Annotated in this window: 13 protein-coding genes; 4 read left to right on the forward strand and 9 right to left on the reverse strand. The window is 73.3% G+C overall.

All coding sequences use genetic code 11. The features are described 5' to 3' along the window. Window positions 1–4: 4 nt before the first annotated feature. The 3 genes from ACFFGY_RS15440 to ACFFGY_RS15450 all read right to left on the reverse strand — a co-directional run bounded on the left by ACFFGY_RS15440 (window position 5) and on the right by ACFFGY_RS15450 (window position 3,378). A complete protein-coding gene (locus tag ACFFGY_RS15440) occupies window positions 5–1,126 on the reverse strand; it encodes an ABC transporter permease (protein ID WP_377045397.1) in 1,122 nt (373 codons plus the stop codon). A 13-nt stretch (window positions 1,127–1,139) separates the two neighbouring features. Further along, window positions 1,140–2,498, reverse strand: coding sequence for a flavin monoamine oxidase family protein (locus ACFFGY_RS15445; RefSeq protein WP_377045398.1), 1,359 nt, complete (start codon window positions 2,496–2,498; stop codon window positions 1,140–1,142). An 82-nt stretch (window positions 2,499–2,580) separates the two neighbouring features. Beyond that, window positions 2,581–3,378 (reverse strand): SDR family oxidoreductase, encoded by a 798-nt coding sequence (locus ACFFGY_RS15450; protein ID WP_377045399.1) that lies wholly within the window; start codon window positions 3,376–3,378, stop codon window positions 2,581–2,583. Between the two features lie 583 nt (window positions 3,379–3,961). Between ACFFGY_RS15450 and ACFFGY_RS15455 the strand changes: the two genes are divergently transcribed. Beyond that, window positions 3,962–5,566, forward strand: a complete 1,605-nt coding sequence (locus ACFFGY_RS15455; RefSeq protein ID WP_377045560.1) for an ABC transporter substrate-binding protein — start codon at window positions 3,962–3,964, stop codon at window positions 5,564–5,566. Between the two features lie 120 nt (window positions 5,567–5,686). Here the strand turns inward: ACFFGY_RS15455 and ACFFGY_RS15460 are convergent, their stop codons facing one another. Beyond that, the gene (locus ACFFGY_RS15460) at window positions 5,687–6,442 is read right to left on the reverse strand and encodes an IclR family transcriptional regulator (protein WP_377045400.1); all 756 of its coding nucleotides are present in this window, start codon (window positions 6,440–6,442) and stop codon (window positions 5,687–5,689) included. 99 nt (window positions 6,443–6,541) lie between these two features. Between ACFFGY_RS15460 and ACFFGY_RS15465 the strand changes: the two genes are divergently transcribed. After that, window positions 6,542–7,882 (forward strand): multidrug effflux MFS transporter, encoded by a 1,341-nt coding sequence (locus ACFFGY_RS15465; RefSeq protein WP_377045401.1) that lies wholly within the window; start codon window positions 6,542–6,544, stop codon window positions 7,880–7,882. Window positions 7,883–7,991: 109 nt separating this feature from the next. Here the strand turns inward: ACFFGY_RS15465 and ACFFGY_RS15470 are convergent, their stop codons facing one another. The 4 genes from ACFFGY_RS15470 to ACFFGY_RS15485 all read right to left on the reverse strand — a co-directional run bounded on the left by ACFFGY_RS15470 (window position 7,992) and on the right by ACFFGY_RS15485 (window position 12,011). Further along, window positions 7,992–8,393 carry a hypothetical protein gene (locus ACFFGY_RS15470; protein WP_377045402.1) on the reverse strand — a complete coding sequence of 134 codons (402 nt, stop codon included), beginning with the start codon at window positions 8,391–8,393 and terminating at the stop codon, window positions 7,992–7,994. A gap of 200 nt (window positions 8,394–8,593) precedes the next feature. Beyond that, complete coding sequence (locus tag ACFFGY_RS15475; RefSeq protein ID WP_377045403.1) at window positions 8,594–9,358, reverse strand: TrmH family RNA methyltransferase; 765 nt, start codon at window positions 9,356–9,358, stop codon at window positions 8,594–8,596. Between the two features lie 307 nt (window positions 9,359–9,665). After that, complete coding sequence (cuyA, locus tag ACFFGY_RS15480) at window positions 9,666–10,688, reverse strand: D-cysteate sulfo-lyase (RefSeq protein WP_377045404.1); 1,023 nt, start codon at window positions 10,686–10,688, stop codon at window positions 9,666–9,668. Between the two features lie 258 nt (window positions 10,689–10,946). After that, entirely contained in the window at window positions 10,947–12,011 is a 1,065-nt protein-coding gene (locus ACFFGY_RS15485; protein WP_377045405.1) for an alkene reductase, read from the reverse strand. A gap of 51 nt (window positions 12,012–12,062) precedes the next feature. Between ACFFGY_RS15485 and ACFFGY_RS15490 the strand changes: the two genes are divergently transcribed. Both ACFFGY_RS15490 and ACFFGY_RS15495 read left to right on the forward strand, forming a co-directional pair. Beyond that, window positions 12,063–12,440: an ArsR/SmtB family transcription factor gene (locus ACFFGY_RS15490; RefSeq protein ID WP_377045406.1), complete on the forward strand. Its 378-nt coding sequence runs from the start codon at window positions 12,063–12,065 to the stop codon at window positions 12,438–12,440. 78 nt (window positions 12,441–12,518) lie between these two features. Beyond that, the gene (locus ACFFGY_RS15495; protein ID WP_377045407.1) at window positions 12,519–13,166 is read left to right on the forward strand and encodes a LysE family translocator; all 648 of its coding nucleotides are present in this window, start codon (window positions 12,519–12,521) and stop codon (window positions 13,164–13,166) included. A 202-nt stretch (window positions 13,167–13,368) separates the two neighbouring features. Here ACFFGY_RS15495 and ACFFGY_RS15500 read toward each other — a convergent pair whose 3' ends face one another. Further along, a complete protein-coding gene (locus ACFFGY_RS15500) occupies window positions 13,369–14,454 on the reverse strand; it encodes a 2OG-Fe(II) oxygenase family protein (RefSeq protein WP_377045408.1) in 1,086 nt (361 codons plus the stop codon). Window positions 14,455–14,586 lie beyond the last annotated feature (132 nt).

Below are 14,586 nucleotides of genomic sequence, written 5' to 3' on the forward strand. Positions count from 1 at the left end.
GCGTTCAGATCCCCAGCCGGTAGAACAGCACGGCGAACAGCCCGTCGAGCAGCACGATCGAGACGATGCCGCCCACCACCGCCTCGGTGGCCGCGTCGCCCACCGCGCGCGGGCCGCCGCCGGCCGAAAGCCCCGCGCGGCTGCCGATGCCCGCGATCACCATGCCGAACACCGCCGACTTCGCCAGGCCCTGCCACAGGTCGCCCAGGCCCACGCCGTCGATCAGCGAGTGCACCACGAAGATCGGCGGGTAGCCCAGGCTCATCATCACGCCCGCCATGCCGATCAGGCCGGACAGGTCCATCAGCAGCGTCATCACCGGCATCGCCACGGTGGCGGCCACGAGGCGCGGCAACACCAGCATCACCATCGGGTCGATGCCCATGATGCGCAGCGCGTCGATCTCCTCGTTCACGGTCATGGTGCCGAGCTCGGCGGCGAAGGCCGACCCCGTGCGCCCCGCCAGGATCACGCCCGCCAGCAGTGGCCCGAGCTCGCGCAGCAGCGAGATGCCGACCAGCATGGGGATGAAGGACTCGCCGCCGTAGACGCGCAGCGGCACCGAGCTCTGGAAGGCCAGGATCAGGCCGATCAGCACGCCCAGCAGCACCACCAGCGGAAAGGAGCGCGTGCCCACCTCATCCAGGTGGCGCATCACTTCGTTCAGCCCGACCTGCCAGGGCCGCAGCACGGCGCGCAGCACGGTGGAGGCCGCCTCGCCCAGGAAGGCCGTGCCCCCCTGCGCGTCGCGCCACTTGCCCACGCCCCAGGCGCCGAGCTGCGCCAGCACCGGCAGGCGGCGCACCCGCACCACCGGCACCGGCCGCGCCAGCGCCTCGCGCGCCCGCTCCAGCACCGCGGCCACCTTGGGCGCCGCCCCCTCGATCGCGGCCGCGAACTGGGTGTCCTTGCCGCCGCCCCCCGCCGCCTCCACCACCAGCGCCGCGCCGGTGGTATCCAGCACCGTCACGCCCGCGAGGTCGAGCACCTGTGCCCCGGCCGCGGCGCGCAGCACCTCGTCCCAGACCGGCGCCGTGGTTTCGGTCACCAGCGCCCCGCCGAGGTGCAGCCGGTCGCCTTCGCGCCGGACCTCCGGCGGCGCCAGCGGCTGCCCGCCCAGTGTCATAGGCCCGGCGCCATCAGGGCCTGTCCGTCGCGCTGCCGCCGGGCCGGAGGACCTCCGCCAGGCGCGCCACCGCCGCTTCGCCGGTGTCCCAGGCGCCGCCGACCGTGCCGGCCCGGGTGTCGTGGCAGTGCTCGCCGGCCAACGCGACCCGCCCGTCGAACAAGGGCTGCCGCAGCACCGCCCGGGCGCCCCGCGCCCCCGGCAGGGCATAGCTGTAGCCGCCCCGCGACCAAGGGCTGCGGCCCCAGTCGCTCACGATCGCCCGCTCCGGCGCGACCGCGCGGCGGGCATCGGCACCCAGCAGCCGCACCAGCTCCTCCAGCGCCGCCTCGCGCTCGGCGCGCGGGCCTTCCCGTGACAGGGTCCAGGCCAGATCGCCGCCCGCGAAACCTTCCAGATGCGTGCGGCCGAAGGGGCGGGCCACGAAGGTGATCCTCGTTTCGCCCTCCCCGACCGCGCGGTCCATGGTGGCGAAGGGCGGCAGGCCGAGCCAGCTTCCATCCGCAGCCACCGTGCCTTCCGCCGCCGGCAGGATGATCTTGCTCAACAATCCGAGCGGCAGCCCGTTCAGCGCCTCCTCGACGGCGGGTGGCAGCCCGCCTTCGAAGCGCAGCGTCGCCGCCTCGCCGGTCAGGGTGGGTGTCGGCAGGGTGACCACCGCGCCCCGCGCGCGCAACCGGCCAGCCGGGGTCTCGACCCAGATGCCATCGCGATCCCGGCCCAGCCGCGTGGCCGGGCAGTTCAGCCGCACCGGCAGCCCCTCGCCCAGCCGCGTCAGCAGCGCCCCCATGCCGATCGCCGGCAGGAGGTTTCCGCCTTCCAGCTGATTGGCAAGGAAGTCCCGCAGGCCCAGCTGCCCGAGCTCGGCCGCCGCGATGGTGGGCCCTTCCCAGGCGCCGACCGTGGCGTCCCAGCGACCGCCGCGCGGCGCCACCGACAGCACCGTGGCATCCTCCTCCGGCGCGAGCCGCTGCTCCGCCGCGCGCAGGCTGGCGATCCAGGCGTCCCAGGCTTCCTCGAACTCGGCCATGGCCGCCTCGTCGGCCCAACCGTCTTCCAGGCGCATCCGGTGCGCCCGCAGCGCGTCGTGGTCCGCGAGTTCGAGGCCCATTTCCCGCGCCAGCGGCACCAGCGGGTTGTGCTCCGCCGCGTGCAGCCAGGTGGCGCCGAGATCCACGGGCCCGCCGAGGGAATGATCCGTTGAGGCCCGTCCGCCCAGCCGCCCCCGCGCTTCCAGCACGAGCGGTTGCAACCCGAGGCGGCGGCAGGCGCACGCCGCGGCGATCCCCGCGGCACCTGCCCCGAGGATCAGTACGTCGGCATCATGGGAAGCATTGGACGACGAGGTCATACATACGCGGACGTAGGTCATTCAGCCGGGATCGCCAAGACACATCCTGCTGCACCGCAGCGCCGGGTGCGCATGGCAGGGCCTCCCCGCCCTGGCCCCGGCATCAACCGTTGTCGCGGAACTCCGGATACAGCGTCATGCCGCCATCCACGAAGGTGGTGGTGCCGATCACGTAGTCCGACCGGTCCGACGCCAGCCATACTGCCACGTTGGCCACGTCCTCCGCCACGCCGATCCGTCCGTAAGGGATCAGCTTCAGCATCTTCTGCCCGGCCTCGCCCACCGTCTGCTCCGCGTTGATGCGCGTCTTGATGGCGCCGGGCCCGATGGCGTTCACGCGGATCCGCTGCTCCGCGACTTCCTGCGCCAGCGAGCGCATCAGCATGCCGATGCCGCCCTTGGTGGCGGCGTAGTTCACGCGGCCCGACCAGGGGATGACCTCGTGGACGGAGCTCATGTGGATGATCTTGCCGATCGCCTTGGACACGCCGCGGTCGCCCTGCTTCAGGAACTGTCGCACGGCAGCTTGCGCCGTCAGGAACTGCCCGGTCAGGTTGGTCTGGATCACGCCGTTCCATTGATCCAGCGTCATCGCCGCGAACTTCGAGTCGAGCTGGATGCCGGAATTCGCCACCGCGATGTCGACGGCGCCGAAAGCCTCCACGGCGCGGGCGAACATCGCCTCGACCTCCTCGGGCTTGCCGACATCGGCCCCGACCGCGATGGCGCGGCCGCCCTTGCCCTCGATCTCGCGCACCAGCGCTTCCGCCGGCTCGGCCCCGTGGTGGTAGTTCACGACCACCGCGGCCCCGGCCTCGGCCATGGCCCGCGCCACACCCTCACCGATCCCGGAGCTGGCCCCGGTCACCAGGGCCACCTGCCCGTCCAGACGGCATTCCATCGCTGCGTCCTTTCCCTGCCGCCCCGGACAGCCGCGGCCGCGCGCCATGGCCGATGCGGGACGTCCTGCACCGCAGCGGCACAAGCGACGGGTCCGGGGGATGGTTGCAGCGTCCGCCGGCTTCCGGCGGCCAGGGCGGCGTTGCCGGCCCCGCCCGGACCCGGTTACCGGTGGGCACCCCCGGCGGGAAACCCGCCGGCGTGGGCAGGCCGGCCAGGGATCAGGCGGCGCGGGTCACGGCACCCTTGGTCAGGGCACGCAGGGAGCCCATGCGGCGGGCCAGAAACAGGGCGACGGAAAGGATGAAGCTGGAGTCGGTCACGGGGCGGATCCTGTTGTTGCTGTTCCTCCCCAACCGCCGGCAGAATGAATGCTGCACCGCAGCAGATCAACCACCTCCGGCCTGTGGTTCTTCTTCACGAGACGTGGAAGAACCGGTGCCCTGCCCGCACCGGTGCCTCGCTGCCGCTTTCCTGTGCAGCCAATGGGCGGGAACGCCGGACTCGCCTCCGCCGGCGAAACAAGCCAGCCTCCCGTCCGACTCGCAACAGTGTGCCGGGAGCTCCTGATGTCCCCTCCGACCCTGAACCGACGCGGCCTCCTCGCGGCCGGCGGCGCCGTGGCCACGGCCGCCGCGCTCGGCACGTCACTGAACCGCCCCGCCCTGGCCCAGGGGAGCGCCGCCAACGTGCTGCGCTTCATTCCGCAGGCGGACGTGACCATCCTCGACCCGCTGGCCACCACCGCCTACCCGACGCGCAACCACGGCCACATGTGCTGGGACACGCTCTACGGCATCGACGCCGACTTCGTGCCCCAGCCGCAGCTGGCCGAGGGACACACGGTCGAGGATGACGGCAAGCGCTGGATCTTCACGCTGCGCGACGGGCCGACCTTCCACGACGGCACCAAGGTCCGCGCCGCCGACGCGGTGGCCTCGATCCAGCGCTGGATGCCGCGCGACACGCACGGGCAGACGCTGCAGGCACGGCTGGACGCGATCCGCGCCCTCGATGACCGGCGCTTCGAGATCCGCCTCAAGCGCCCCTTCGGCCGGTTGCTGGACGGGCTGGCGAAGGCTTCCTCCTATCCTTGCTTTATCTACCCCGAGCGCTTCGCCACGCAGGACCCGACCAAGCCCTTCACCGAGGTCGTGGGCTCCGGCCCCTATCAGCTGGTGCCGGGCGAGCGCGTGTCGGGCTCGCAGATCGTGTACCGGAAGTTCGACAAGTACGTGCCGACGCCGGTGGGCACGCCTTCCATGATCGCCGGCCCCAAGCTCGCGAATTTCGAGCGCATGGAATGGAAGGTCATCCCGGATTCCGCCACCTCCGCCGCCGCGATCCAGGCCGGCGAGGTCGACTGGTGGGAGGTCGTGCCCTCCGACCTCAACACCGTGCTGGCCCAGGCGCGCGACGTGGTGCTGGAGCGCATCGACGGTTCGGGCACCTATGCCAGCCTGCGCTTCAACCACCTGCAGCCGCCCTTCGACGATCCGGCGGTGCGGCGCGCGCTGCTGGGCGCGGTGCTGCAGTCTGACTTCATGGCGGCCGCCAACGGCGACGACCGCAAGCTGTGGCGCGACGGCGTGGGCTTCTTTCCGGTGGACAGCCCGCTGGCCAGCGACGCCGGCCTCGACGCGATCACCGCGCCGCGCGACTACAACAAGGTCAAGGCGGCCCTCGCCGCGGCCGGCAAGGCGGGCGCCAAGGTCACGGCGCTGCACGCCACCGACGTCAGCAACCAGAACGCGCTGATGACGGTGGGCGTGGACATGCTGCAGAAGTGCGGCTTCGACGTCACCGACGCGACCTCGGACTGGGGCACGCTGCTGCAACGGCGCCAGAACCGCGGTCCCGTGGCGCAGGGCGGCTGGAACGCGCTGGTGGTGCTGCTGAGCGGCATGGAGCTGAACACGCCCGCCGGCCACCTGCTGCTGCGCGGCAACGGCGCGGAGGCCTGGTTCGGCTGGCCCAATGACCCGAAGCTGGAGGAGTTGCGCGACAGCTGGTTCGACGCGCCCGACCTCGATGCGCAGAAGCGGATCGGGCGAGACATCCAGACGCAGGCCTTCAGCTCCGTGCCCTATATCCCGCTCGGTCAGTATTTCGTGGACTCGGCCTATCGCCGCGGCCTGACGGGGCTGCGTCCGGGCATCCCGCTGCCCCTCAACGTCCGGCGGGGCTGAGCGACCCCGACCTGCCCCGCCCGGGCCTGCCCCACCGAACGAGGCAGGCCACGGTTCCGAGCGCGGTCCGGGGCGGAACGGGGTGCCGCCCCGAGGCAACCGGACCGGGCGGCGAGGCCCTCAGCGCAGCGCCGCCTCCATCGCCGGCCGCGCTTCCGCCAGTGCCTCGCGCAGCCGCGCCTCGCCGGCCACGAAGCGCGCGGTCGGCGCCACCACCGACACGGCGTGCGGGCGGCCGAGCTCCAGCCCCACCACCGCCGCCACGGCGCAGACGCCCGGGCTGTGGCTTTCCCGATCGAAGGCCACGCCCTCTCGCCGCACCGCCGCCAGTTCCCGCAGCAGCGCCGGCAGGTCGGCCGGCGAGCCCGGCGTCGGGCGCGGCAGATCCGGCCCCAGCAGCCGCTCCACCGCCGCGTCGGTCATCAGCGCCAGCAGCGCCTTGCCGCTCGCCATGCAGGACAGCGGCCGGCCATGCCCGGGCTGGAACACCACGCGCAGCTCGCATTCCGCCACCACCTGGTCCACCGCCGTGGTTTCGCGCCCGCGCATCCGCGACAGCACCACCGTTTCCCCGGTCCGCCGGGACAGCGCCTCCAGGGCCGGGCGCAGCCGGGGCGCGATCCCGTCGTCGAGCCCCCCGGCCAACTGGCGCACCGCCTCGCCCAGCCGGACCCCTTCGGGGCCGCCTTCCACCAACTGTTCCGCTTCCAGGGCGGTGACGATCCGCTGCACGGTGGAGCGCGGCAGGGCGCAGCGCCGCGCGATCGCACCCAGGCTGCGCGGCCCGTGCCCGTCCGCCAGCACCCGCAGGATCGTTGCGGCGCGCGCGATCACCTGGATGCCGTGTTTTTCCCCGTTGTCGGCTGACCCGGACATGTTCCTTGCTGCACCGCATCGTGGGCTGTATGTGCATCGTATCACGATCCACCAGCCGGAGACGAGGCCCCGCCGCTCGGCTCCCGGAGTTCCCCCGCCTTGCCGATCCGTCGCGACAGCGTCCTCTTCACCGTGTTCCTGGGCGCCCTCGCGGCGCTGCCGCCCCTGTCGATCGACATGGGCCTGCCCGGCTTCGCGCTGCTGGAGGCCGACCTCGGCGCCACCGCCAGCGAGGCCGCGCAAACGCTGAGCCTGTTTCTGCTGGGCTTCGCCGCCGGGCCGCTGCTGTTCGGCCCGCTGTCGGACCGCTTCGGCCGGCGCCGCATCCTGTTGATGGGCCTCGTGATCTACACCCTCGCGGGCCTCGGCTGCACGCTGGCGCCCTCGACCGGGCTGCTGCTGGCGGCACGGCTGGTACAGGGCGTGGGCGCCGGCGCGGGCGCGACGCTGCCGTTTGCCATCGTGCGCGACGTCTTCGAGGGCACCGCCGCGCGCACTCGCATCGCCGCGGTGACGCTGGTGCTCAATGTCGGGCCGATCGTGGCGCCGGTGCTGGGCAGCCTGGCGATCCAGTTCGGCGGCTGGCGGGCGATCTACGCGGTGCTCGCCGCGGCGGGCGCCCTCCTCCTGCTCGTCACGCTGCCGGGCTTCCGCGAGACCGCCCCCGACGGCCGGCACAACAGCCTCCATCCGCGCGAGCTGCTGCGGCGCTACCGCAGCGTGCTGGGCAACCGGGTCTTCCTGGGCAACAGCCTGCTGGGCGCCTGCGGCTTCGCCACGATGTTCAGCTACATCACCGCCTCGCCCACCGTGCTGATCGGGCTGTTCGGCGTGACGCCCGGGGTGTTCAGCCTGCTGTTCGGCTGTTCCGCCGTGGCGCTGATGGTGGGTTCGGCGCTGAACGGCCAGCTCGCCGCGCGGCACGTCGCGGCCGAGCGCGTCAGCGCCGCCGGCCTCGGCCTGATCATCCTGGCCTCGCTCGGGATGCTGGCGGTGACGATGCTGGGTCTCGCCCGGCCCGCGACGCTGGTGCCGCTCGCGGCGCTCGACACCTTCGGCTACGGGCTGCTGTCGCCGGGCGTCACCCACGCGGCGCTGCAGCCGATGGGGCGCATGGCGGGCGTCGCCTCCGCCGCGCTGCGGTCCCTGCAGATGCTGTTCGGCTCGCTCGCCAGCGCCCTGACGGGCCTGCTGTTCGACGGCCACACGACCTGGTCGCTGAGCGGCACCATGGCCGGCTTCGCCCTGCTGGGCCTCCTGGCGCGCCGCCTCGCCACGGCACCCGAGGACACGGCCACCGCGGCCGGGCTGCCGCCAGCCAGCGTCGCCTCGGCCTCGCCCACGGCCGCCCTCGCCGACGCGGTGACGGACCACGCGCTGCCCCCGGTGCCGGGCGCGGCACCAGGCCGCTTAGCGACGAGGCCAGTCGGCACCTCATGACGAGCTGCGGACGCCACGGAAAAGGGCGCCACCCCGGAAGGTGGCGCCCTCTAAAGAGCACCGGGCGAAAGGACCACGCCCCTCCGCCCGGCCTGAACGGTTCTGCCGCTTAGCGCACCGGCACCATGTTCGCCGGCATCTGGCCCGGCGGGGTCGGCGCCGGCATCGGCGCCGGGGCGCCCGGCGCGCCCTGCAGGATCACGCCGCCGCCCATGTAGGCCGCGTTCACGTCACCCTGCGGCGCCATGCGCTCACCCCGCATGGCGCGACGCTCCATACGCTCGTGGCGCATCGGGCGGCCGCGGTGCATCGGCCGCTCGGCCTGGGCCGAACCGCCCATCGGCATGGCGCCCTGGTTCATCGGGGCAGAGCTCATCGGCGCCGAGTTCATCGGCATCTGGCTCTGAGGGGTCGGCGTGGCACCCTGCATCGGGCTGTTGGCCGAGGGCTGGGCAAAGGCAGGGGCCGCCATCAGGGCGGCTCCCATGGCAATCACGGCGAGCTTGCGCATCGTGCTGGTCCTCCAATGGCGACACTCAGATCCGCCCAGCTTGGCGGGTCCTGGGACACCTGTCGGAGCGAACGTGGCAGGCGATGGGCGGTTGCCTCTGCTTCTGAGCAGGTGACCGACACGTCATTCATGCTCCATCCGCAACGGTATGCGGGAAGAACGTCCTCCTCCTGCCCCTCCCGCGACATCTCCCTCCCGCCTCAGTGCGACGACAAGGCGTGGATCAGCACCGCCGCGGCCACCGACACGTTGAGGCTCTGCACCCGCCCCGAACCCGGCAGCGTCACCCGCGCGGCGCAGGCCCCGGCCGTCGCCTGGCCCAGCCCCCGCTCCTCATTGCCCAGCACCAGCGCGATTGGGCGGTCGTGCGGCAGGGCCTCGGGCGGCACGCCGTCATTCGCCACCGCCGCCACGGTCAGCACCTGCTTCGACATCTGCCACAGCGCGGCCGGCAGGTCTGGCGCGCCGTAAAGGCTCAGCGCCTCGAGCCCACCCTCGGCGGTGCGGAAGGCAGCCTCGCTCAGCCCCGCGCTGCGCGGGTCGTCGGACACCACCAGCCCGATGCAGCCGAAAAACGCCGCCGAGCGCGCGATGGCGCCGAGGTTGTGCGGGTTGCCCACGCCGTCCAGCACCGGCAGCACCGGCGCGCGCAGCAACGCCGGCGGCAGCGGCACCGGCAGGATCGGCACCCGGCGCGGGATGGCCACCGCCACGATGCCGCCGTGATGCGCGGTGCCGGCGATGCGCGACAGCTCCTCGGCGCCGACCTCGCGATACGGGCGGCGCAGCTGCGCCAGCCTGCCGCAGATCGCGCCGGCCTCGCCCCGCAGCTCGGGCATGTAGAACAGCCGCAGGATGTCGCCCGGACGTCGCGCGAACAGCGCGTGCACCGCGGCGCGGCCGCAGATCCGGTCGGGCTCCGGCGGGCGCGGCGGGCGGAGCCCGGCCGGAGGCGCCCGGCGCACGGCATCCGGCGCCGCCGAGGCGCCACCCTCCGGCGCGGCCCCCTCCGGCGCAGCGGTGGCGCGTTCCTCGGGACGGCGTCCGGATTGGCGATCGGAAAGGCGCCCCGAGAGGCGCCCCGAACGCTGACCGGGTGGAAGGCGACCGAACGGCGGGCCGGAAGAATGAGACACGGCCGGAACCTTTTTCCTGATGCGGGCGGCGGATGGCGCGACGCGCCCGCTCATGCCGGGGGGCGGGAAGGCTGGCAAGGCATTCCGGCCTCCAGATTGCCCTGCCCTGCCCCACGACCGCCCGGTGCGGCAGCCCTCAGGCCTCGGGCGGCAGGCCGAAGGCGTCGGGGTAGCCGAACAGCCCCACCGCACCGCCGGTGTGGAGGAACACCACGTTCTCGTCCGGCCGGAACCTGCCCTTGCCGACGAGGTCGATCAGCCCGGCCATGCCTTTGCCCGAGTAAACCGGGTCCAGCAGGATGCCTTCCTGTTCCGCCAGCAGCCGCACCGCCCGCACCATGCCCTCGGTCGGGATGCCGTAGCCCTGGCCCACGTAGTCGCAGTTGGCCACCACGTGCTCCGCCCGCACGATCCCGGGCAGGCCCAGGTGCTCCGCCGTGCGCTCGGCCAGCGCCAGCACGTTGGCTTCCTGCTTGTCGCGCGGGGCGCGCACGCCGATGCCCAGCACGGGAATGTTGCTGTTCAGCGCCACCAGCCCCGTCACCAGCCCGGCCTGCGTCCCGGCGGAGCCGGTGGCATGCACCACGTGGTCGATGCGCAGGCCCATCTCGGCCGCCTGGTTCACCAGCTCCAGCGCCGCATTGACGTAGCCCAGCGCGCCCACGGGATTGGAGCCGCCGCCGGGGATGACGTAGGGCTTGCGGCCCGCCGCGCGCAGCTCACCGGCCAGCGCCTCCATCTCCGCCGCCATGTCGGCGCCGCCCGGACGGCGCGACACCGTGGCGCCGTGCAGCTTGTCGAGCAGCACGTTGCCCGACTGCGCGTAGGCCGCGTCGGTGTAGCCGGTGCGGTCTTCCAGCAGGATGTGGCAGAGGAGGCCCAGCTTCGCCGCGGCCGCCGCGGTCTGGCGCGCGTGGTTGCTCTGCGTGGCGCCCTGGGTGATCACCGTGTCCGCGCCCTGCGCCAGCGCCTCGGCCATCAGGTATTCGAGCTTGCGCGTCTTGTTGCCGCCGGTGGCGAGGCCGGTGCAGTCGTCCCGCTTGATCCACAGCTTCGGCCCGCCCCCGGGGCCGGCCAGGTGCCGGCTCAGCCGCTCCATCGGCTCGAGCGGCGTCGGCAGGTGACCCAGGCGGATGCGCGGAAAGCGGGCGAGGTTCATGGTTCTTGCGTCCTGGCGGTGTTGGTTTCCCCGCCAGGCAGGTTGCGTCCACCGCCGGACGATGGGAACCCCGTCACCGCATCACCGCCGGGCGAGCGGGCCGCAAGCGCCCGACCGCCCGGGAAACGGTTGAGGCTCCGACGCGCCAGGCTCCGGGGTCCAGGCTGCGACGGTCGGGCTCCGATGACCCGGGCCGTCCCCCAGCCCGCGCCCCCTGGCCCGCGCCCCCTGGCCCGCGCGCCCGGTCCGCCGCGCTCCTCAGGCCGCGCTCTGCTCCAGCGCCGGGTAGTCCACGTAGCCCTCGGGCCCGCCGCCATACATCGTTTCGCGGCGCAGCTCGTTCAGGGCCGCGCCGGAGCGCAGGCGCGCCGGCAGGTCGGGATTGGCGATGAACTTGACGCCGAAGGCGATGGCATCGGCCTCGCCGCGCTCCAGCGCCGCCGCGGACTGCTCCGTGGTGAAGCGCTCGTTGGCGACGAAGACGCCGCCGAACTCCCGCTTCAGCATCGGCGACAGGCTGTCCGGCCCCACGGCTTCCCGCGCGAACAGGAAGGCCAGCTTCCGGCGCCCGGCTTCGCGCGCCACGTAGCGGAAGGTGCCCGCGAGGTCGCTGTCGCCCATGGAATGGCTGTCGCCGCGCGGCGCCAGGTGCAGCCCGACGCGATCGGCGCCCCAGACCGAGACCGCCGCATCCACCGCCTCGAACATCAGCCGCGCGCGGTTCTCCACCGGACCACCATACTCGTCGGTGCGCCGGTTGGTGCTGTCCTGCAGGAACTGGTCGAGCAGGTAGCCGTTGGCGCCGTGCAGCTCCACGCCGTCGAAGCCGGCGCGTTGCGCGTTCTCGGCGGCGCGGCGGAAGTCGGCCACGATCCCGGCGATCTCCTCGGTGCGCAGCGCGCGCGGCACGGGATAGGGGCGCATCGGGCGCAGCAGGCTGACATGTCCTTCCGCCGCGACGGCGCTGGGCGCCACCGGCAGCTCGCCGCCCAGCAGCGAGGGATCGGAGATCCGTCCGACATGCCACAGCTGCGCCGAGATGCGCCCGCCCGCCGCGTGCACCGCGTCGGTGATGCGACGCCAGCCCTCGACCTGCGCCTCCGACCACAGGCCCGGCGTGCGCTCGTAGCCGACGGCGGATGGGCTGATCACCGTGGCCTCCGTCAGGATCAGCCCGGCCGAGGCGCGCTGCACGTAGTAGTCGCGCATCAGCTCGTTCGGCACGCGGTCCTCGCCGGTGCGGGCCCGCGTCAGCGGCGCCATCAGGATGCGGTTGGGCAGGTCCAGGTCGCCGATGCGGATCGGGTCGAAAAGCGTCGTCATCAGTGGCATATCCAGTGTCGCGGTCCGGGTGCCGGTTCCCGGCCTGTTGCGATGGGGAGTGCGAGGCGCGGCGGGCCTCGTTCGATACCCTTCGAACAATCGATATATGAGGCCCCTCCCCTGACGCAAGACAGCTACCACCACCCGGAGATCGACACGGTCACCCTGCCCGAGGTGCTGCAGGCGCTGAGCGACCCCTTGCGCCTGCAGATCCTGCGCTCGCTGGTGGAGGACGGGGAAACCGGCTGGGGCGGCTTCGAGGTGCCGGTCGCCCCTTCCACGCTCAGCCACCACATGAAGGTGCTGCGCAACGCCGGCCTGATCCGCAACCGCCGCGAAGGGGTGCGCTGCGTGGTGTCGCTGCGGCCCGAGCTGCGCGAGCGCTTCCCGGGGCTGCTCGACACGGTGCTGAAGCTGGCCAAGGACTGAGGGGCGCGGTCAGTCCTGGCCTCCCGCCTCAGGCAACGCCTGGGCATCAGCCTTCCGGTCGCGTAAGGACGCCGCGCCATGCCCGATCCGACCCAGCTCGCCCTGTTCTTCGCAGCCGCCCTCGTGCTCGCCATCACGCCCGGCCCGGGCCTCTTCTACGTCGCCGCGCGCACCCTGGCCGGCGGCCGGGCGGAGGGCGTGGCTTCCAGCCTCGGCACCGGCCTGGGCGGCACCGTCCACGTGCTGGCGGGCAGCCTGGGCGTGTCGGCGGTGGTTCTCGCGAGCGCGGAGCTCTTCACCGCGCTGAAGCTGGCCGGTGCCGCCTACCTGGTCTGGGTCGGCCTGCGCACCCTGCGTGCCGCCCGCCGCGACGCGGCCGCCGCGCTGCGCGGCGTGGCCTCGCCCCCGGTGGGCGCGCGGCGGGCCTTTCGCGAGGGCGTGCTGGTCGAGGCGCTGAACCCCAAGACCGCCGCCTTCTTCCTGGCCTTCGTACCGCAGTTCGTGGTGGCGGACGCAGCCCCCGTCGCGCTGCAGTTCGTGGTGCTGGGCTTCGTGTCGGTCGCGCTCAACACCCTGGCCGACATCGCCGTCGCCTTCGCGGCCGGCAACCTCCGCGACGGCGCGGCCGCCCGCCCCCGCCTGATCCGCCGACTGCGGGAAGCTTCGGGCGCGGCGATGATCGCGCTGGGCCTGGGCCTCGCGCTGGCGCGGCGCCCGGCGGGCTGAGGCGCCGCCGCCTTGGACGTCACCGGCTCACGCGCCGGGTGAGAGCCCCGTCACGGCCTGGATCGCGGCGGAGCGCCGCGGGACACCCTCGCGCGTGACCGAGGCGCCCGCCCCCCCCCCGCGCAAGGTGTGAACCGGCGCCTCGGTTCGGGGCGGGCGGTGCGGGTGCCGCCGCGACGGGCCATCCGCCCCCTGCCGGCCGTTACCCCACCGCGGGCGCCTCGGCCTCCGCCGGCTTCTCGGCTCCCACGAAGCGCAGGTTCTGCTCGCGGATGCGCGCCCCGCTCTCGTCGTACAGGAAGGGCAGAAAGGCGTAGCGGCGCCCCTTCGTGACCGGCATCGCCTCGTGGAGGAGGGAGCACGAGAACACCACCGCCCCGCCAGTCGGCGCGCGGTAGGAACGCGGCCCGAACTCCGGGAAGCGCAGCTCGCCGCCCTCGAACTCCTCGGCATTCAGGTTCACCGTGACCGCGAAGCGGCGGTGCGCCGTGCCGCGCGTGGTGTTGTCGCGGTGCGCGCGAAAGAAGCCGCCCTCGCCCGCGTCGTAGCAGCTGACGATGAAGCGCTCGACCCGCGTGGCCTCGAACTGAAAGGCCTGGCGCAGCGCCGGGATCAGTCGCCTGGCCAAGCGTTCGCGCAGCGCGCCCAGCACCGTCTCGTCGCTGATGTTGTGGTCCGAGCGCCGCTTGAAGGAGCTGTCGTTGACCGGCACCGTGCGCCCGTCCACCTCGCGCATGAAGCCGGAGCTCTGCGTGTCGCCGGTCTCGTAGAGCTCGATCATGCGGCGGCACAGCGCGGGCTCCAGCAGGCGCGGCAGCACCAGCACGGGGGCCGGCACCTCCGCCCCGGCATGCAGCGGCGCCGGCGGCAGCGTGGCCAGGAGGCGGAACACCTTCGGCGCCTCGCTGAAGGGACCGCCGAACACCACCCGGTGGAAGGGATCGGCCAGGATCGCGGCGCCCGTCGCGGGATCGCCGCCCAGCGCCCGCAGCGCAGCACCACCGGCATCCGACAGCGCCCGGATGCCGGGGAGGCTGTCGGGCAGCCGGGTGCCGAGATCCTCGTGCCGCGGCGTCACCACGAACAGCAGCGCGTCCTGATCGTCCAGCCGCCGCCTTGCCGCGGCGAGCGCCGCCTGCGTCTCCGCCATGACCGCGGGGTCCGGGTTTTCGGGCAGGAACAGCAGCAGGGTCCAGCGGCCCGCCACGGACGCCACGGTATAGGCCGGGTTCTGCGTGCCAGGGAGGGTGAGCGGGGGAAGCGGTTCCCCGAAGCCGACGATTGCCATGGACAGAACGCTAGCATGGGCGCCTGAGTCGGCAACCACGCTCACGTAACGGCGTGCGGCGACAGCGAAGGCATGCGCCCTTCCGCGATCCCCTCCGACGCGGCCGGGACTGACCATGTCCTGCGCGGCGGT

Origin of the sequence: Roseomonas elaeocarpi (assembly GCF_042433915.1) — a bacterium.
Lineage (GTDB): Bacteria > Pseudomonadota > Alphaproteobacteria > Acetobacterales > Acetobacteraceae > Roseomonas > Roseomonas elaeocarpi.